This window comes from Bacillus sp. Xin1 (genome assembly GCF_013314535.1).
Lineage (GTDB): Bacteria > Bacillota > Bacilli > Bacillales > Bacillaceae_G > Bacillus_A.
In genome coordinates this window covers 1-19,525 of record NZ_JABUAE010000006.1, presented here as the reverse complement: position 1 = coordinate 19,525, position 19,525 = coordinate 1, and the positions used below count along the sequence as shown (strand labels likewise).

Below are 19,525 nucleotides of genomic sequence, written 5' to 3'. Positions count from 1 at the left end.
GTGTACTATGCCATCAGGAAAAACACATACGAAAATAAACTTACTCTCTCTTCCGGTTGTTTTGTTTATGCTTGTTTCGTATGGACTAACAAATTTTGATTTTTTACTCACTTTTGCGATAGGGTTTTTAATCGGCACGTTTTTCTTAACACCAGATTTGGATACTCATAGTAACGCCTATAACAAATGGGGCTTGCTTCGTATTTTTTGGTATCCATATCAATGTGTGATGCCACATCGTTCTTTCTTAACGCATACGATTATAATTGGTGATCTCATTCGTATATTGTATATGCTTCTCGTCTTCTCTCCATTCCTATACATATTAAATAAAACGGTACTAGACGGAAGATTGCTTGGGATTGCAAGGGAACATGATGTTGCTTTAACAACATTCGTAATTGGAGTTATTGCTGCGAGTGCACTCCATATTATAGCGGATCGATTGAACACGCGCCGAAAAAAGCTTATGAGACGAAAGAAAAAAAGAAGAAAAAGGTAAAGCACTTGCGAATTGCAAGTGCTTTTTCTTTTTGTGGTGAACGTTCATAAGGCTTTTAATCAAACGTTTGTTTAAAGTGAAATACGCCAGAGTGACAAGCTTTTCAGTCGTTAATCAAACGTTTGTTTAAACTAATGAGGGAGGGATGAAATCGACTTTTTTCCTATTTATATGACTTATTCGAAAGTGTGATTTAACGAAAAAATTAGAAAATTAACGCAAAAAATCTTTTTAAATCAAAAATGATATGGTAAAGTAGAAATACAATCATTGAAAACGTTTTCCTAAAACGTTTTTTATTTTAGACTTAAAGGTATGATGACCGGATAGTCTATTGATAGGGTTATAGGGATTTTAAAACAGGGGATTACAGAAAGGGAGAGGACAATGGGGACATGGACACAAGTTTACGATCCGTTTGGTAACATTTGGATTTCTGCGGCGGTAGCACTTATTCCAATTATCTTTTTTTTCTTGGCGTTAGCAGTGTTTCGTATGAAGGGGTATGTGGCAGGCTTTATTACAGTTGTATTAACAATTTTAGTTGCGTTATTTGCGTATAAAATGCCGTTTACAATGGCGATGGCCGCAACTGGATATGGCTTCCTATACGGGTTATGGCCAATTGCATGGATTATTGTGATGTCGGTATTTTTATATAAAATTTCTGTCAAAACAGGACAGTTTGATGTGATTCGTGCATCGGTACTATCGATTACGAATGACCATCGTTTACTCGTTATTTTAATTGGTTTTTCATTTGGCGCATTTTTGGAAGGGGCAGCTGGATTTGGTGCACCGGTAGCAATTACGGCAGCGCTTCTTGCTGGTCTTGGCTTAAATCCGTTATACGCAGCTGGACTTTGCTTAATTGCAAATACAGCACCGGTAGCGTTCGGAGCGATGGGGATTCCGATTACAGTTGCGGGGCAAGTAACGGGTATTGATGCTCATAAAATCGGACAAATGGCAGGGCATCAATTACCATTCTTATCATTATTTGTTCCGTTCTTTATCGTATTTTTAATGGATGGCTTCAAAGGGGTTAAACAAACATGGCCTGCATTATTTGTAGCAGGTAGTTCATTTGCAATTACACAGTTTATTACAGCTACATTTTTAGGGCCAGAACTTCCGGATATTACATCAGCACTTGTCAGCTTAGTGTGTTTAGCATTATTCCTAAAAGTATGGCAACCGAAAGAAATTTATCAATCTAATCAAGCGAACGCCGAAGTGGCAGCGACAACAACTGCGGCATCTATGCCAAAATTAACGGCAGGAAAAGTTGTAAAGGCTTGGTCACCATTTATTATTTTGACAGTTATGGTTGTGATTTGGAGTCAAGGGTTCTTCAAAGCGTTATTTGCTCCAGGCGGGGCGTTAGAAAGTCTTGTCTTTAAGTTTCAAATTCCAGGTCTGCACAATTTAGTAATGAAGGCAGAACCAATTGTAAACAAACCAACGCCTTACGATGCGGTATTAAAGTTTGATGTTCTATCAGCAACAGGAACAGCGATTTTAATTGCGTGTATTATTTCAATCCTTGTACTTAAAATGAGCGCAAAACAAGCAGTTGAAACGTTTAAAGAAACATTACAAGAATTAAAAATGCCAATTCTATCTATCGGTTTCGTATTAGGATTCGCATTTATCGCAAACTATTCTGGGTTATCGTCAACACTTGCGTTAGCATTAGCAGGAACAGGTGGATTATTCCCGTTCTTCTCACCATTCCTTGGCTGGATCGGTGTATTTTTAACGGGATCAGATACATCAGCAAACGCACTATTCTCTAACTTGCAAGCTATTACGGCGCAGCAAGTTGGCGTATCAGAGGTATTACTTGTTGCGGCAAACACAACAGGTGGTGTAACGGGTAAAATGATTTCTCCGCAATCGATTGCTATCGCATGTGCAGCAGTAGGACTCGCTGGAAAAGAATCTGATTTATTCCGTTTTACCGTAAAACATAGTTTATTCTTTGTAATCATTGTTGGGATTATGACATATGTACAAGCTTACTATTTAACGTGGATGATACCGTAAATAAGAAAAAGATGCCCGGGCGCGTGTGTGCGGGCATCTTTTTTTGAGATATCGGCGATTTTTAAAATATATCGAACGTTTTTCCAAATATATCGGCGGAAACTACTAACATATCGACTGTTCGACAAAGGATATCGACCAACAGACAAAAAACGACACATAAAAATTAAGATTTATTCGTTTGCATTTTTCTGATTATCGTGTATGATAAGAAAGTATTGAAAATTAAATCAGTGATAAACTAGGGGTGCCCGACAAAGCGTGGGCTGAGAGAGAAGCGCGATAACTTCTTAACCCTTTGGACCTGATCTGGCTCGTACCAGCGTAGGGAAGTTAACGGCTTTACATAACGATGTCTTTATGAGCCAGGTCCTTGTTTTACTATGGACCTGGCTCTTTTTATTTTGGCATGCGCTGGCCACTAGTTTTTGTCCTTATCACGCTAGAATCGAATTGTTTGGAATTTGGTTGGAGGTTCTAAACGAGGTAGGTTCACCTGAAATGATAAAGGGGAGGAAACACAAATTATGAAGCAATCTGTTTCAGCTGAGCAAATTGAATTGAAGTCGAGTTTACCAGGGAGTAAGAAAGTCTATGTTGATGGTCCATGTGAAGGTATGAAAGTACCGATGCGTGAGATTGAGCAAAGTGATACAAACGGTTTGCCAAATCCACCAATTCGTGTCTATGATACAAGTGGTCCATACACAGACCCGGAGTACAAAGTAGAGCTGGAAAAAGGGATTCCGACGCCACGCCGTAGTTGGATTGTTGAGCGCGGAGATGTAGAAGAGTATGAAGGGCGCGAAATGAAACCGGAAGATGATGGTGTGAAAGCTGCATCCAATCATACACCTGTATTTCCGCAAATGGATCGTAAGCCGCTTCGTGCAAAAAAAGGCGCGAATGTAACGCAAATGCATTATGCGCGCCAAGGCATCATTACATCTGAAATGGAATATGTTGCGATTCGTGAAGGGGTAGAGCCAGAGTTTGTTCGTAAAGAGATTGCTGAAGGACGTGCAATTCTGCCAGCAAACATTAACCACCCGGAAGCAGAACCGATGATTATCGGCCGCAACTTCCATGTGAAAGTAAATGCGAATATTGGGAACTCAGCAGTTTCTTCTTCTATCGCGGAAGAAGTTGAGAAGATGACATGGGCAACGCGCTGGGGTGCAGATACAATTATGGATCTATCAACAGGAAAAAATATTCATACAACTCGTGAATGGATCATTCGTAATGCTCCTGTACCAGTTGGAACAGTCCCGATTTATCAAGCTTTAGAAAAAGTAAATGGGATTGCTGAAGATTTAACGTGGGAAGTATATCGTGACACGTTAATTGAACAAGCAGAGCAAGGCGTTGACTACTTTACAATTCATGCGGGTGTACTACTTCGTTACATTCCAATTACGGCAAAGCGTACAACAGGTATTGTTTCACGCGGTGGTTCGATTATGGCGCAGTGGTGTTTATTCCATCATAAAGAAAACTTCCTATATACTCACTTTGAAGAGATTTGTGAAATTATGAAACAATACGATGTTTCCTTCTCTTTAGGAGATGGATTACGTCCAGGTTCGATTGCGGATGCGAACGATGAAGCGCAATTCTCTGAGCTTGAAACGCTTGGTGAATTAACGAAGATTGCTTGGAAGCATGATGTTCAAGTAATGATTGAAGGGCCAGGACATGTACCAATGCATTTAATTAAAGAAAATATGGATAAAGAGCTTGAAATTTGCCAAGGTGCACCGTTCTATACGCTCGGACCTTTAACAACCGATATCGCGCCAGGTTATGACCATATTACATCGGCAATTGGTGCGGCGATGATTGGGTGGTTTGGTACAGCAATGCTTTGCTATGTAACACCGAAAGAGCATTTAGGCTTGCCAAACAAAGATGACGTTCGTGAAGGGGTTATTACGTATAAAATTGCGGCGCATGCGGCCGATCTTGCGAAAGGACATAAAACAGCGCAACAGCGTGATGATGCACTTTCAAAAGCTCGTTTTGAATTCCGCTGGCGCGATCAATTTAACTTATCTTTAGATCCTGAACGCGCAATGGATTTCCACGATGAAACATTACCGGCAGAAGGAGCAAAAACAGCTCATTTCTGTTCCATGTGTGGTCCGAAGTTCTGTAGTATGAGAATTTCACATGACATTCGTGAATATGCAAAAGAAAATGATTTAGAAACAACAGAAGCAATTGAAAAAGGTATGAAAGAGAAAGCAGAAGAATTTAAAGAAACTGGTAGTCATTTATATCAGTAATTCAATGTAAGATTTTTCAGGGTGTTTGCCCCCTCGTTCAATTAAGGAGGGAGTGCAAATGCCCGCAAATAGCGGGAGATATGTATTGCTCCTAAACACCTCTTTACTTGATTGATCACGTGTATCTAACTTAAATATAGAAGAAGCCCCCTTTGCTAAGACGGTAGCAAAGGGGGCTATTATTATTTTTCCTTGAGGAACGTTCGATCCTTTAAGAATAAATTCCAGAAGAAGATAAAGCCTGGAAGTAAGATGGCGATGCCGATTGCATAGAGGATGAGCAACGCATAGAATGTTTCTTTCGTTGTAAAGCTTGTAAATACAGTAACGTCCGGGTAAATGATATACGGTAAATGCGCGACGCCATAAGCGTAGCTTGCAAATGCATATTGTGCAACCACTGCTAAAACAGCGATGCGTGGCCAACCAAGTGAATCGTATTTATTATTTGTCCACCAAAGAGAAGAATACCCGATTACAAATAAAATAATGGAGACTGTGAACCAAGGAAACTGTTTAATTAATCCTTGCATGAGCCAATGTGTTTCTGGATCCATTACAACAAGAGCGATGATGGCCGTAACGAGCGTTGCGGGACCAAGTATGATGGCGTTGCGTCTGTAAAGACGATACGAATCCTCTGATCCTTGTTCTCTCGCAAAGTCAGCTAGAAATAGAGAAGATAAAAACAATTCAGAAGTTAATCCGAATAGCATATAGCAGTATATAACAGGACTGGACAAAAGCTTTCCGTATAGGAGAACTTCTTTGCCACCAGTAGTTGTAATATAAGCGCCTTCTGTTACAGGTAAAACGGTGATTAATAAAGCTGGAATTAAGAGTCCGGTAATACCTGAAATAAGACGAAGCAGATGTTCATATTTCGGGACAGAATAGGCGAATACCATAAATGTACTACGAATGGCAACAAGCACTAAAATTAACATAACTGGTACGAACATAACTGTTGCAAGGGTGAAGGCCGCTTTTGGAAAGAAACCGAGAAAAGCGACAACAACAAAGACAAGAAATGTATTTGTTACTTCCCAAGTTGGTGATAAGTACCGATTGGCAAGCTTAGCAGCAAGTGTTGGATGTTTCGCATACACCATGCCCCAAAAGCCAGCCCCGAAATCAATGGACCCTAAAATGCTATACACGAAAATAAGAGCCCATAAAATGATAATCGCAATACTTTCCTCATGCACGAGAATCTCCTCCTTGCGGCCCTAGATCATTTTTCAATGGATGTCTTCTAAAGAACGTCCGTAGTACGAATATTGTTAAAACACCAAGACCGATATATAAAATGATGAATAAAATAAATAAAGGTCCGACGAAATCAGCACGCGTAGCAGCATCCATTGTGCGCTGCATTCCATAAATAGTCCATGGCTGGCGACCGCTACAACTGAAAATCCATCCAAATTCAATACCAAGCATCATAATTGGACCGCATGCAGCTGTGGCCCATAGAAGCCATTTTGGTAATTCTGCCCCTTTTTTTCGATAAATAAAGTACCAATATAAAAGAGCGATTGCTGCGACAGCAAAAGTGAATACAGCCGTACCAACCATTAAGTTAAACAATGTATGTGTATAAAATGGTGGCCACGTTTCCCTTGGGAATTCATTGAGTCCTTTTACAACGGTATTAGGATCTAAACCAACGAGTAAGCTAAGCATGTTTGGAATTTCAAGTGCATAGTTTAACTCAAGCGTTGCAGGGTCAACGACTCCGCCAATGGATAAGGGAGCATGTGATGTCGTATCGAATAATGCTTCTGCTGATGCTAATTTTTCTGGAGAATGTTCGTGCAAGGCAATAGCTGATTCATGTCCAGATAGCCACATAGTTGCGCCTGTAATAAAAGTAACAACAAGACCTAAAAATAGTCCTTTTTTATGATAAGTAATCTCCCGTGCGCTCACATTTCGTTTTAATAATTTAAATCCAGCGATAGAAGCAATGACGGCTGCTCCTGTTGCATAAGCTGTAATGACAACGTGAAAAGAGCTTGTGAAAAAGCTTGGATTAAAGAATGCTTTCCACGGGTCAACGTTAAAAACAGAGCCATCAGGATTCATAGAAAAACCTGCTGGTGTATTCATCCATGTATTTGCTGAAGTAATTAACACGGCGGATGCAGTCGCACCAAGCATGACAAAAAAAAGTGAGATTAATCTCATAAATGGTGGCAATTTATCTGCTGCGTATACGTAAATAGACATAAACAAAGCTTCTAAGAAGAATGCGAAAATCTCAATCTGAAACGGAACAGAAATCACTTGTCCGACAATTTTAGCGAATCCGGGCCAAAGAAGTGAAATTTGTACACCGACGATTGTTCCAGTAGGAATTGCCACACCAAGAAGGATGGCAAAAGCCTTTGTCCACCTTTTTGCCATAACAGCGTAATCTGAATCCTTCTTCCAGTGATATAATACTTCGCTTATAAAAATCATCAAAGATAGTCCGATTCCAAGGGTTGCAAAAATGATGTGGAATGCTAGTGATGACCCAAAGAAAGCCCGTGACAATGTAACAGTATCCATAACTCTACTCCTCTTCATTTTTGCCATTATTTTCTGATTAGACTGGAAAAATTATTCAAAAAAATGCCAAATATATATGTGTATTTTAAAAACTTAATATGATATTATGATTTTGAAATCTTCAGAAAAAAACACAAAAAAAGGTGGAAATATTTCATTTGTGTTTTAGAACAAAATCTTTTATAATGCTTATACGAACGTTAGTTCTATCAAGGGAATTTCATTTGTAGAGGGACAAGCTGGAAGTCCACGTGAAACGGAGAGGATGTTTGTATGTATCCTGAAGTCATTAGAAAAATGGCGTTTTCGAAAGAGCATAAAGATTTGTTATTAAAGTTATACAATAAAGAGATTACACGGCGTGAATATGATCATCTTGTGCAATCACTGTACCGCCCCACAAAAGAGGATAATTAACGTGTGCAAAGGATAGAAAATGAGGGACAATCTAAAGGATTGTCTTTTTTAATGTTTTTGTATGTTCTATCTAGATTACGGTTAGTCTTATTATAGAGGTGAGGAAATGTGCGGAAACGTTTGTATATAGGGATTGCATGTACTTTATTTATCGTTTTAGGTGGAATTGTTTTTTGGACTGCACTACAAGGAAATCGGACAGAATATTTTATTATGAGACATATGATGAACGAGAATGAGACGCTTGCAACATATCGAATAGCTGATTCAAAGGTAGGAACGAATGAGGCGACCGGCCGTGAAGCATTGTCAGAATCAGCAGGGTTGTGGTTACAATATACGCTGGATATGGAAGATCAAGCATTGTTTGATGAACAAGTAAAGGTTATCCAAAATTATTTTATCCACCCAACTCATATTGTGTTATGGAAGATTTCTGAGACAGGAGATAGGCAGAGCGGAACGAATGCCCTCGTTGATGATCTTCGTATTATCGAACAGCTTTATCGTGCCTATGATATGTATAAAGAAGAACGGTATAAATATCTTGCCGATCAATTGAGTGATGCTGTACTTCGTTATAATAAAAAAGGGAAAAACTATGTTGATTATTATGACGCAGATAAAGGGATGCAAAACAACATATTAACGACATCTTACATAAATCCAAGGGCATTCTCTTATATGAAAAAGTATGGGGGAATTTCAGAAACGCAGTATCAAGAAGTGATTCAATTTTTAGCGGATTATCCAAGAAAGGGCTGGGCATTTCCGAAAGAATATAAAGAAGATGGCACATTCACATATGAAAAACAGGTGAATATGATTGATCAATCGTATGTTGCGTATCATCGTAGTTTAGGCGGAATTTCTTCAGAAGCATATTTAGATTTTATTAAAAAGTCATTCCAAAAAGATGGAAAGCTATATGGCCGCTATAATTTAGAAACAGGGAAACCAGTGGTAGATTTTGAATCACCGTCAGCCTATGGGATAACGATTCTATATGTATTACAAGCAGGAGATGTGAAGTTTGCTCAAGCATTGTATGAACGTATGAGTGAATTTCGGAATGACAATGTATTTAGCAGGTTTTATGGGGGATATGTAGCTGGGAAAGAGAAAGACACGCATATTTTTGATAATGTATTGCCGCTTTTAGCTGAGACGAAATTGAAAATGGATAATTGATCAAAATGTAGCGGGAAGACCCCCATCTTAAGATTCGGAGAGAAACGAGGAAGATAGGTGGGGGTAGTTCAATGTAGTAGGATTTTTGGGAATGGGTGGAGCAGCATTTGTGCTTTTCAGAAAGAAACCAGTAAAAAACTAAGGTTATAGAGAAATATAGTGATATAATGTGAAAAGAGGAAGAGCAAACGGCTTCCTCTTTTCGACATTTATTTTTTACTTCTTAATAATGGTAACAAGGGGATAAGCGTTGGCCATTTTAAGGTAGGTGTAGGAGAAGGGCCTGTAATCCATGTGTGGAATGGAATCGTGCTGCATATAACCATTATGATGATAGAGAATATTGCCGTTAGAAGAAATAGCAATAGACTATATAGAATTGTATTAGCTTGTACTGTAAATAGAGATAATAATTTCGTAATGAATTGTAAAAAGAAAAAATGTGCTAAATAGGCTCCGTACGTATAGCTTCCGATAAAACGTAATGTTTTATATAACGCTCCTCGTCGTTGAACAATCATGATTGATAGTGCGTATAGTATTAAAATTTCACATACAATGTACAAAAACATAGATGGCTTTAAATAGGTAGATACAGTAAGGTGAATAGAATCTACACCATAAAAGCTAAATAGTTCATAGTTGATGAATAGGAAGAGAATAAAAAATAAGATTGTTATAAGTGGCATATGCTTCATGACAAATAAACGCCAAGCCGGCAATGCTACCGCTGCAATTCCTCCCATGACAAAGTAGAATGAATAGAAGAAAAAGGATCGATCCGTATATTGTAAGATTGCTGAGCTTGTTAGTTTTTCTCCATTAAAAATATAGTGAGAAGAATACCACATTAACAGAAAATATATGATGGAAAAAGCAGTCATATATTTGTAAATGTCATGCTGATTATGTGTTCGTTTTTGAAACCAATAAAATAAAGTACATAGCAAGGGGAACAGCAAGTGAATTTGAAACATCATGGTGACATACCAAAGGTGAGGTGCAGCTGTTCCAAGAAATAGGCTTTTTATTCCGCTTTGCATGGTAACGGACTCCGTTGTTGTAAATAAGTAAATGATAGACCAGAATAAGTAAGGTGTAAGTAGATGTGCCGTTTTTTCGTATATGTATTCTTTATATACTAGTTGTTTTGTATACTGCCGAATTAAATGAAATCCAACAATAAAGATGAATGCTGGTGCTGAAAATTTTGCGAGGTTGAATAGCATTCCAATAATGAGAGATTGTTCTAGTAGAATATTTCCTTGGTTCATTGTATATAGTAAAGAACTTTGTAAAACAACAGCAAGAAACGCGATGCTTTGCAAAATTTTAAATTCTGGGGCATTTTGTGTCATGATCTCCATCTCCTTTTCCATACATGATTATAGTACGAAGGAGGGGGAAGGATTGTAGAAAATTTGTGAAATTTATAACAAATTTGTGGCGGAGGATGTTGAAGGAGACTGATTCGTGAAAGAGTTGGTTGATGAGGGAATAGTAAATGAAATGATATCGGCGCAAATTAGAATATATCGGCGTTTCGACAAAGGATATCGACATTCTAACAAACAACGACAAAAAACAGGGGCCTGCCTGAAAACTGCCTCTGTTTTTTCTTACTTTATATTATGCAAATTTACTTTTAACCCAGTTCTTACCTTCAACAAGGCGCGCTGTCATCACGGCACAAGCGTTATCTGCTGTTACGTTTAACATCGTTGCTGGTGGATCAATGATTGTACTAATAGCTGCGATAATTGGTAATGCTTCTGGTGGGAAGCCATATAGAGAAACGATTAACATTTCACCAATCATTCCGCCGCCAGGAATTGCGCCCATCACCGTTCCAACTAATAGAGAAACAACAAGAGCGATTGCTAATGTTTTTGGACCGGAGAAATCCATATTGAAAATCCCAAATAAGAAAGCAATTTTTAAAACGCCACCTAAAACAGATCCATCTTTATGAAGTGTAGAACCAAGAAGGACAACTGTTTCACGAACGTCAGAAGAGATACCCATTTTTTTCGTTGCTTCTAAGTTTGCTGGAATACTTGCGGCACTACTGCAAGTTGCAAGTGATGTAACTGTAGGAGAAACCATGTTTTTCCAAAAGATTTGTACACCTTGCTTGCGTCCGGCAAGGTAAGCATAAAATGTGAAAAAGACAAAGAAGTATATGATAGAAGCAGGATAGTATACCATTGCTGCTCGGAAATATGTTCCAAGAAGCTGCGGTCCAAATTCTCCTACTAAAGCTGCGAAATAAGCAGCAAGTCCAATTGGAGCATAGTACATAATGAAAGAAACAACTTTCATTGAAATTTCTGCACCAGATTGTAAAAATGCAGCGAATGGTTTTCCTTTTTCGCCAACTGCTGAAGTTGCAATTCCCATTAAAATAGAGAAGAAAATAAGAGCTAGCATATTTTCACGAGATAGTAACTTCGAGAAATCTGATACTGTAAGGATGCCAACAATTTGATCAGCAACGCTAATGCTTTTTTCAGCTGTATCAGGTTGTGTTAATTCTAATACAACACCTTGTGCGGGCGGGAATACTTTCACAACAATAATCATAAAAATTGCAGCGATAATACTTGTAAATAAGAAAGTTCCTGCCATACTAGACATAATTTTTCCGAAGCGTTTTAATCCATCCATATTGGCAATAGAGGAAGCAATGCTAAAGAACACAAGAGGTACAACAATCGTAAACATTAAGTTTAAGAAAATGTCACCAAGCGGCTTTAAAGCAACTGCATCGGTACCCATGAAATAACCAATGAAACCACCAATTAGGATGGAAGATAATAAAATAATTGGAAAGCGATAAGCCTTCATCATATATCTCCTCCTATCTAATGTAAAAAATCATACTGAATTATTATAGCGATTTGTGAGGCAGTTTACTAGGAAAATACGGATAGATGGAATAGCGTGAAAACGGAGAAATTTTTGTTTTTATGCGTGGTATACGGTATGAAATCTAGACATATGTATTTGTAATCTAGTAGCTACCTAGGTTCATTCAATAAGGGAGGGAAGTAAAATGAATATTTTTCTTTGCTGCGTGGCAGAGGCATTTACAAGCGATTCGTGATGGAATTATTTTAACGATGCCATTTTTAATTATTGGTTCTTTTTTTCTTATTATTAGTGCTTTACCAATACCCGGATACAATGAGTTTATGGAAAGTTTACTTGGTGGGAATTGGTAGAAGACGTTAGGGTATCCAGTTAGTGCAACATTTAATATAATGTCTTTAATAGCTACTTTTGGAATCGCTTACAGATTAGGAGAACAATATAAAGTAGACGCATTAGCAGCGGTTATTATTGTCCATGTACTTTGGGCATGCGGAATTCAAGGGGCCGCAATTGTAGGCGGTGTTATGAGCCCGATTTGGTTATCATTAATGGATCAAAACCGTATTGCTTTTCAGGCGGGGCAAGATGTCCCAAACACAATAACAGCACAATTCTTTGATTTGTGGATCTATACAGGTGGCTCTGGCGCTACGCTTGCACTTGTTGTAGCAATGTTACTATTCGCAAGAAGTCAGCAATTAAAAAGTTTAAGCCGGTTATCAATTGCGCCAGGTATTTTTAATATTAATGAAATGGTCACGTTTGGAATGCCGATTGTACTGAATCCACTTTTGCTCATTCCATTTATACTTGTTCCAGTCGTTATGACATTTGTTTCTTATTTCGCAATGGAATGGGGGCTTGTTGCTCGGCCAAGCGGTGCGGCAGTACCGTGGACTACACCAATTCTTTTTAGTGGATATTTAGGGTCAGGTGGGAAAATTTCAGGTGTTGTCTTGCAAATTGTTAACTTTATACTCGCATTCTTGATTTATTTACCGTTCTTGAAAATGTGGGATAAACAAAAAGTAGCCGAAGAAAAAGGGGGAGTAGGGAAGTAAGATGGATACATTAGAGACGCAAGCTTTTCATTTAATTTTACACGGGGGAAATGCAAGAAGTTGTGCGATGGAGGCCATTGATTATGCAAAGCGCGGAGAGTTTCAAGAAGCGGAGGCAAAATTACAAGAGGCCTTACAAGAACTGCAAGAAGCACATCGCTTGCAAACAGAGTTGATACAAAAAGAAGCTGGCGGGGACAAAACAGAGATTACACTGCTCATGGTTCATGCACAAGATCATTTAATGAATGCGATCACGGTGAAGGAATTAGCGAGTGAATTTGTAGCGTTATATAAAAAAATGTCAACGAAAGAATGAGGCTTAGTGGAGCGTATGCAGGGTGTTTTTCAAAATGGCGGAAACTAAATCAAACAGAGGCTTGCTTTTTGTCATTATTTGTTGAATGGCCGATATCCTTTGTCGAATCGCCGATATATTGTGAGAAACGGTCGATATATTTGAAAAAGCGTCGATAAAATTTTATTCACCAATTTACAGGAACATTCTTTCATACGATATTTCATAAAGTTTCCTTATAATAGTTCCCTTTTTTCAACACCTTGCGTATGCAAGGTGTTTTTATGTTTGAAAAAGAGTCCGTTATGACAAAAACAATACCACTTATGTACCAATCTATTTATTTTTTTGAAATATATGTAAAAATAAAGGTGTAAGGGAGGTGGGAGGCAGTGAAAATTCACCTTGAATTAAATCCATCACAAAATGAAATAGAGATTATTGTCAAAGCAAAAGAAGTGACAGATGAAGTTCAGCATCTTTTAAAAAGAATAGAAGGAGGGAATGTGAAGCAGCAATATTATTTGTTAGAACTAAAAGATATTTATTGGTTTTATGTAGAGGATCGAAAGGTAATGGCGCAAACGACGAAAGGAAGTCTTGAGGTGAAGTCACGTTTGTATGAGCTAGAAACAAAATTACAGGGTGATCGCTTTGTACGATTTTCAAAGTCGACACTTGCTAATTTGCAGCATGTAACAAGCTTTGAAATGTCTTTTAGCGGTAGTATGTGTGCACATTTTTCAAATGGAATGAAAGAATACGTTTCAAGAAAATATGTACCGCTTATTAAAGAAGCTTTAAATATAGGAGGAGGTTAAGGACATGGTTACATTGTTTGATAGAATAGGCGCCAAAGTGATTGCAGGAATGGCGATGGCGATGATGTATAGTTTATTGTTTTTAGGAATTGGTTATGCAAATGGAATGGATGTATTACAGACAAAGACATTGCTTACTCACCTTGTAATAGCAAATATTGTAGGGTTAATCTTCTCGTTTGCTTCTTTTGTATTTGAGAGAGAAGAATGGGGCATTTTAAAGCAAACAATTATTCACTTTATCATCTTACTAGGAACATTCTTACCGATTGCAATTTGGATTGGATGGGTTCCAAATCATCTCGTTCCGATTCTTATTTGCACAGGTAGCTTTATCGTTATTTACTTCATTATATGGTTTGCGATGACAATATATTGGAAGAAAAAAATTGAGGGATTGAATAAGCAGTTGAAATAGAGGGGTCGAAGCGAAGTGAGCAGTTTAGTGAAAAAAGAGAGAGCAGGAACGTCTTTATGTATGGGTGCCTACCATCAGTGTTACTTCACTGATGGTATTATTATGATTTAAAGAAATTCCTCTTCATCGTTCATTCCGATTAGCTATTTCCCTTATATCACGAACAAATTTGTTTTTTATGGATTTTTCATGTGGAAAAATAAAGGTTTTTTTCTTTTTTCGATAAAAAATAAAATTTATTTATAAAAATATTTTATTTTTTGTTTTTACACACAAATAGACAACTAAACACTAACCTGTTTTTATACAAATATGTGTTGAAAGTGTGTTGTTTTATAACACACTACCGATATTTCCGATAACACACTTTTTGAAAGCGATAACACACAAGAAAAACAGTTGATAAAATGTTATTTTTCAGCGATTTTTAAAAGTTGGCACGGTACTTGCATTAATAAATAGCGTAAAGAAAAATAAAAAAACATAAATTTTTTATATCACATAAGGGGGACTTATTAATGAATATTTTACTTTGTTGTTCAGCAGGGATGTCTACAAGTTTACTAGTTACAAAAATGGAAGCAGCTGCAAAGGCTCGCGGGTTAGAAGGAAAGATTTGGGCTGTATCTGGGGATGCAGTGAAAAACAACATTGATGAAGCAGATGTATTATTACTAGGACCACAAGTTCGTTATATGCTGTCTTCTATGAAAGCGCTTGCTGATGAGAAGAACGTTGGGATTGATGTTATTAATCCAATGCACTACGGCATGATGAATGGAGAGGCAGTTTTAGATCACGCATTAACACTTAAAAAATAATTAGGGGGGAAGAAACAATGCAAAAGTTTATTGCATTTATGGAAAGATATATTGTTCCAGTCGCTGGTAAAATCGGGTCACAACGTCATTTAGCTGCGATCCGTGATGGCTTTATTGCAGTTATGCCACTTATTTTAGTTGGTGCCTTTGCATCACTGATTAATGGTTTTCCATCTGAAGCTTTCCAAAACTTCATGAAAGGTACATTCGGAGAAGTTTGGAAAGACGTCGGCGGCGGGATGTGGACAGGTTCTTTCGCAATTTTAGCATTAATCATCGCATTTACAACAAGTTATAACTTAGCAAAATCTTACGGTGTTGATGGATTGTCAGCGGGTATTATTTCATTTGGTGCGTTAATTATTCTTACACCAACAACACCAAAAGAGGGCGGATTAAACTTAGCTTGGACAGGAGCACAAGGCTTATTCGTAGCAATCATTGTGGCACTTCTTGTTACTGAAGCATTCCGTTTCTTTGTACAAAGAGAAATTACTTTCAAAATGCCAGACGGAGTACCACCAGCAGTTTTAAGATCATTTGCGGCATTAGTTCCAGCATTTGTTATTTTAACAGTAGTTGCAGGTCTTCAATTAGCAGTGAAATTAGCAGGTACAAGCGTTCATGAATTTATCTTTAATACAATTCAATTACCATTACAAGGTTTAGCAGGTACATTACCAAGTGCAATTGTCATTGTCATTCTTGTTCATGTCCTTTGGTTCTTTGGTTTACACGGTCCAAACATTGTTGGTGGGATTATTGAGCCATTATACTTACCAGCATTAGAAAAAAATATCAAGATGTTCCAAGATGGTGTGTCTTCATTTGATGTGCCAAACATTATTACAAAACCATTCTTTGATACTTTCGTATATCTTGGTGGTTCTGGTGCAACATTAGCATTCTTAGTCGTTGTATTAATTGTAGCAAGAAGTGCTCAATTGCGCGGGGTATCCCGATTATCAATTGGACCGGGTGCATTTAACATTAACGAACCAGTAATCTTTGGTACACCGATTATTTTAAACCCAATTTTATTCGTTCCGTTTATTGTGGTACCAGTTGTACTAGTAATTACTTCTTATACAGCTATATCTCTTGGATTTGTGCCAAAAACAGTTGCGATGATTCCATGGGCAACACCACCGATCATTAGTGGTTACCTTGTAACGGGCGGACACATTTCTGGTGCAATTCTACAGTTATTAAACTTTGTAATTGCAATGGTAATTTACTATCCATTCGTTGTGTTATGTGACCGTTCTATCGTTAAAACTGAAAAAGCAGCAGCACAAGGAAATAATCAATCCGTACCTATGTAATATATGATTGTTCTCGCAGGTGAAACGAGCCTGTGAGAACAATCAATTTTATATCTTGTTCAGAAAGATGGCATACATCTAGAAGAACACCAAAATAAAATTAAGAAAATAATATTTTAATAGACACGTTCAAACTGAAGGGGTATTTCAGGTCGGTTGAACTATATAGAGAGGGCGGTATTTATGATGACTACAGCAGAACAAATTCCATTTCAATTAATTTTACACAGCGGTAACGCAAGAAGCTATGCGATGGAAGCTTTGCAATATGCAAAACAGGGAAATTTAGAAGAAGCAGATGAAGCGATGACAAAAGCGAAAGAAGCGATTAATGAAGCACATCATTTCCAAACAGAGCTCATACAATCAGAAGCAAGAGGCGAAAAAACAGAAATTAGTGTTCTTTTAATTCATGCACAAGACCATTTAATGAATTCAATGACTGTGAAAGAATTAGCAGCGGAATTTATCGATCTTTATAAAAAACTTGATGCGAAAGGGGAATAAGGTATGAGCGGAATTAAAATTGCTACAATCGGCGGTGGATCTAGTTATACACCAGAGTTAATTGAAGGATTTATTAAGCGCTATGATGAACTGCCAGTTCGTGAAATTTGGTTAGTAGATATTGAAGCGGGAAAAGAAAAGTTAGAAATTGTTGGTAACTTGGCGAAACGTATGGTGAAAAAAGCTGGTTTACCAATTGATATTCATTTAACGCTTGATCGTCGCGTTGCACTTAAGGATGCTGACTTTGTAACAACACAGCTTCGCGTTGGTTTATTAGAGGCACGCGCGAAAGATGAAGCAATTCCATTAAAATATGATGTAATCGGTCAGGAAACGAATGGTCCTGGTGGTTTATTCAAAGCATTGAGAACGATTCCTGTTATTTTGGATATTTGTAAAGACATGGAGGAGCTTTGTCCGAACGCTTGGCTGATTAACTTTGCAAATCCAGCTGGTATGGTAACAGAGGCTGTACTTCGTTATACAAGTATCAAAAAAGTAGTGGGATTATGTAACGTTCCAATTGGTATTCGTATGGGACTTGCAAAGCTACTTGAAGTAGATGCAAGTCGTGTACATGTTGACTTTGCTGGTTTAAATCATATGGTCTACGGATTAAATGTATATTTAGATGGAGTAAGTGTGATGGACCGTGTGCTAGAACTTGTAACAGATCCAGAAAAGCAAATCACGATGGAAAACATCGCTGCGCTTGATTGGGAGCCAGATTTCATTCGCGGACTTCGTGCAATTCCATGTCCATACCATCGCTACTACTATAAAACACGTGAAATGGTGGAAGAAGAAAAACAAGCTTCTATTGAAAAAGGCACACGTGCAGAAGTGGTGAAACAATTAGAAGATGACTTATTTGAATTATATAAAGATCCGAATTTAGATATTAAGCCACCGCAATTAGAAAAACGCGGAGGAGCGTACTACAGTGATGCAGCATGTAGTTTAATTACGTCTATTTATAATAATAAGGGTGATATTCAACCTGTTAATACGAGAAACAACGGTACAATTGCAAGCTTGCCACACGATTCTGCTGTTGAAGTAAACTGTATCATTACGAAGGATGGTCCAAAGCCGATTGCGGTAGGTGATTTACCGGTTCCTGTTCGCGGTTTGGTTCAGCAAATTAAATCATTTGAGCGCACGTCAATTGAAGCTGCTGTTACAGGTGATTATCATAAAGCGCTGCTTGCTATGACAATTAATCCACTTGTACCATCAGATAAAGTAGCAAAACAAATTTTAGATGAAATGTTGGAAGCACATAAAGAATATCTTCCGCAGTTCTTCAAAAAGGTAGAGAAATAAAAAGCGGCGCTTATAAAGCCCGCGTTTTTCAATTTATATAAATATAAATTGAAAAACGAACATAAAACCTTTCTTTTTAGGTGGAGAGAGGGGATCCGATCATGCATAGAAGCGGTCAGAGCCTTTTTAGCCCTATGCCAGGTTAAAACAAAAAGAGAAAATGAGTGTAGGTCATATTTTGATTTTTATAGCAGCGGATTATATGTTAGTAAATCAAGGTGGATATATATATTAGGAGGGAAAATCATGATTCGATTAATTGTAAATGCAGATGATTTTGGTCTTACAGAAGGTACAAATTACGGCATTATTGAAGGACATGTAAACGGAATTGTGAATTCTACGACGATGATGATGAACATGCCAGGGACGGAGCATGCAGTACGCTTAGCGAAAGAATATAAGACATTAGGAGTAGGGGTGCATCTCGTTCTAACTGCAGGAAAACCTCTTCTTACAAATATTCCGTCTCTTGTAAGTGAGGATGGATTGTTTCATAAGCAAAGTGTTGTAAGAGAAGAAAATATAAATCCTGAAGAGGTTGAAAGAGAGTGGACTGCCCAAATTGAGAAGTTTTTATCTTATGGATTAACCCCAACGCATTTGGATAGTCATCATCATGTACATGGATTACCGATTTTGCAGGATGTTTTGGAGCGATTGGCAGAAAAATATAATGTACCAATCCGCCGCTGCGCTGAAGAGAGAGCAGTGCGTCCATTTTCTGATGTGTTTTATAGTGATTTCTATAGTGATGGTGTGCAGGAAGATTACTTTGTTAAATTAAAAAAGCGTGTGCAGGATGGAAAAACAGTAGAGGTAATGGCGCACCCTGCTTACATTGATCCAGAGCTTGTGAAGCGTTCTTCCTATGTAATGGATCGTGTGAAGGAACTACAGATTTTAACGGAAAGTGTTTTACCAGAAGGGATAGAGCTTGTGAGGTTTTGATATAGGAAAACCTAAAACCTTTCTTTTGGGGGAGGAAGAGAGGATCCGCCCATGTGTAGAAGCGGTCAGTGCCCTTTTTGGTCCCATGCCAAGTTAAAAAAGAGGGAGCAAGTGAGA

17 protein-coding genes, 1 pseudogene and 1 riboswitch are annotated in these 19,525 nt (G+C 37.9%); of the genes and pseudogenes, 14 read left to right on the top strand and 4 right to left on the bottom strand.

Translation table 11 applies throughout. The features are described from left to right. The first annotated feature begins 7 nt into the window (after positions 1-7). The 3 genes from HRG09_RS08530 to thiC all read left to right on the top strand — a co-directional run bounded on the left by HRG09_RS08530 (position 8) and on the right by thiC (position 4,839). Positions 8-502: a metal-binding protein gene (locus tag HRG09_RS08530; protein ID WP_174100510.1), complete on the top strand. Its 495-nt coding sequence runs from the start codon at positions 8-10 to the stop codon at positions 500-502. Between the two features lie 387 nt (positions 503-889). Further along, on the top strand, positions 890-2,551 hold the full coding sequence (gene lldP, locus HRG09_RS08525; protein ID WP_174100392.1) for an L-lactate permease: 1,662 nt from the start codon (positions 890-892) through the stop codon (positions 2,549-2,551). Positions 2,552-2,784: 233 nt separating this feature from the next. After that, positions 2,785-2,899: riboswitch (TPP riboswitch) on the top strand. Between the two features lie 179 nt (positions 2,900-3,078). Continuing rightward, on the top strand, positions 3,079-4,839 hold the full coding sequence (gene thiC / locus HRG09_RS08520; protein WP_174100391.1) for a phosphomethylpyrimidine synthase ThiC: 1,761 nt from the start codon (positions 3,079-3,081) through the stop codon (positions 4,837-4,839). A gap of 182 nt (positions 4,840-5,021) precedes the next feature. Here thiC and HRG09_RS08515 read toward each other — a convergent pair whose 3' ends face one another. Both HRG09_RS08515 and HRG09_RS08510 read right to left on the bottom strand, forming a co-directional pair. Further along, positions 5,022-6,047 (bottom strand): cytochrome d ubiquinol oxidase subunit II, encoded by a 1,026-nt coding sequence (locus tag HRG09_RS08515; RefSeq protein WP_174100390.1) that lies wholly within the window; start codon positions 6,045-6,047, stop codon positions 5,022-5,024. Then, positions 6,040-7,395, bottom strand: a complete 1,356-nt coding sequence (locus HRG09_RS08510) for a cytochrome ubiquinol oxidase subunit I (protein WP_174100389.1) — start codon at positions 7,393-7,395, stop codon at positions 6,040-6,042. The genes HRG09_RS08515 and HRG09_RS08510 overlap by 8 nt, the downstream gene beginning before the upstream one ends. 273 nt (positions 7,396-7,668) lie before the next feature. Between HRG09_RS08510 and HRG09_RS08505 the strand changes: the two genes are divergently transcribed. Then, positions 7,669-7,812 (top strand): hypothetical protein, encoded by a 144-nt coding sequence (locus HRG09_RS08505; RefSeq protein ID WP_174100388.1) that lies wholly within the window; start codon positions 7,669-7,671, stop codon positions 7,810-7,812. Positions 7,813-7,920: 108 nt separating this feature from the next. Further along, entirely contained in the window at positions 7,921-9,003 is a 1,083-nt protein-coding gene (locus tag HRG09_RS08500; RefSeq protein WP_174100387.1) for a transcriptional regulator, read from the top strand. 209 nt (positions 9,004-9,212) lie between these two features. On the opposite strand, the gene HRG09_RS08495 is transcribed toward HRG09_RS08500, so the two are convergent. Then, positions 9,213-10,361: an acyltransferase family protein gene (locus HRG09_RS08495; protein WP_174100386.1), complete on the bottom strand. Its 1,149-nt coding sequence runs from the start codon at positions 10,359-10,361 to the stop codon at positions 9,213-9,215. A gap of 271 nt (positions 10,362-10,632) precedes the next feature. Beyond that, positions 10,633-11,850 (bottom strand): dicarboxylate/amino acid:cation symporter, encoded by a 1,218-nt coding sequence (locus tag HRG09_RS08490; RefSeq protein WP_174100509.1) that lies wholly within the window; start codon positions 11,848-11,850, stop codon positions 10,633-10,635. A gap of 212 nt (positions 11,851-12,062) precedes the next feature. On the opposite strand from HRG09_RS08490, the pseudogene HRG09_RS08485 reads away from it, so the two are divergent. From HRG09_RS08485 to chbG, 9 genes and pseudogenes are all read left to right on the top strand, one after another. Continuing rightward, a pseudogene (locus HRG09_RS08485) lies at positions 12,063-12,938 on the top strand (PTS sugar transporter subunit IIC). Position 12,939: 1 nt separating this feature from the next. Continuing rightward, entirely contained in the window at positions 12,940-13,257 is a 318-nt protein-coding gene (locus HRG09_RS08480) for a PTS lactose/cellobiose transporter subunit IIA (RefSeq protein WP_174100385.1), read from the top strand. A gap of 371 nt (positions 13,258-13,628) precedes the next feature. Further along, positions 13,629-14,057, top strand: a complete 429-nt coding sequence (locus HRG09_RS08475; RefSeq protein WP_174100384.1) for a LytTR family DNA-binding domain-containing protein — start codon at positions 13,629-13,631, stop codon at positions 14,055-14,057. Between the two features lie 4 nt (positions 14,058-14,061). After that, positions 14,062-14,475 (top strand): DUF3021 domain-containing protein, encoded by a 414-nt coding sequence (locus tag HRG09_RS08470; protein WP_174100383.1) that lies wholly within the window; start codon positions 14,062-14,064, stop codon positions 14,473-14,475. Between the two features lie 518 nt (positions 14,476-14,993). Further along, positions 14,994-15,296: a PTS sugar transporter subunit IIB gene (locus tag HRG09_RS08465; RefSeq protein WP_042980912.1), complete on the top strand. Its 303-nt coding sequence runs from the start codon at positions 14,994-14,996 to the stop codon at positions 15,294-15,296. Between the two features lie 17 nt (positions 15,297-15,313). Further along, the gene (celB, locus tag HRG09_RS08460; RefSeq protein ID WP_174100382.1) at positions 15,314-16,621 is read left to right on the top strand and encodes a PTS cellobiose transporter subunit IIC; all 1,308 of its coding nucleotides are present in this window, start codon (positions 15,314-15,316) and stop codon (positions 16,619-16,621) included. A 183-nt stretch (positions 16,622-16,804) separates the two neighbouring features. Continuing rightward, positions 16,805-17,128 carry a PTS lactose/cellobiose transporter subunit IIA gene (locus tag HRG09_RS08455; RefSeq protein ID WP_174100381.1) on the top strand — a complete coding sequence of 108 codons (324 nt, stop codon included), beginning with the start codon at positions 16,805-16,807 and terminating at the stop codon, positions 17,126-17,128. A gap of 3 nt (positions 17,129-17,131) precedes the next feature. After that, positions 17,132-18,457 carry a 6-phospho-beta-glucosidase gene (gene celF, locus HRG09_RS08450; RefSeq protein ID WP_174100380.1) on the top strand — a complete coding sequence of 442 codons (1,326 nt, stop codon included), beginning with the start codon at positions 17,132-17,134 and terminating at the stop codon, positions 18,455-18,457. Positions 18,458-18,703: 246 nt separating this feature from the next. After that, positions 18,704-19,408, top strand: coding sequence for a chitin disaccharide deacetylase (gene chbG / locus HRG09_RS08445; RefSeq protein WP_174100379.1), 705 nt, complete (start codon positions 18,704-18,706; stop codon positions 19,406-19,408). The last annotated feature ends 117 nt before the right edge of the window (positions 19,409-19,525 follow it).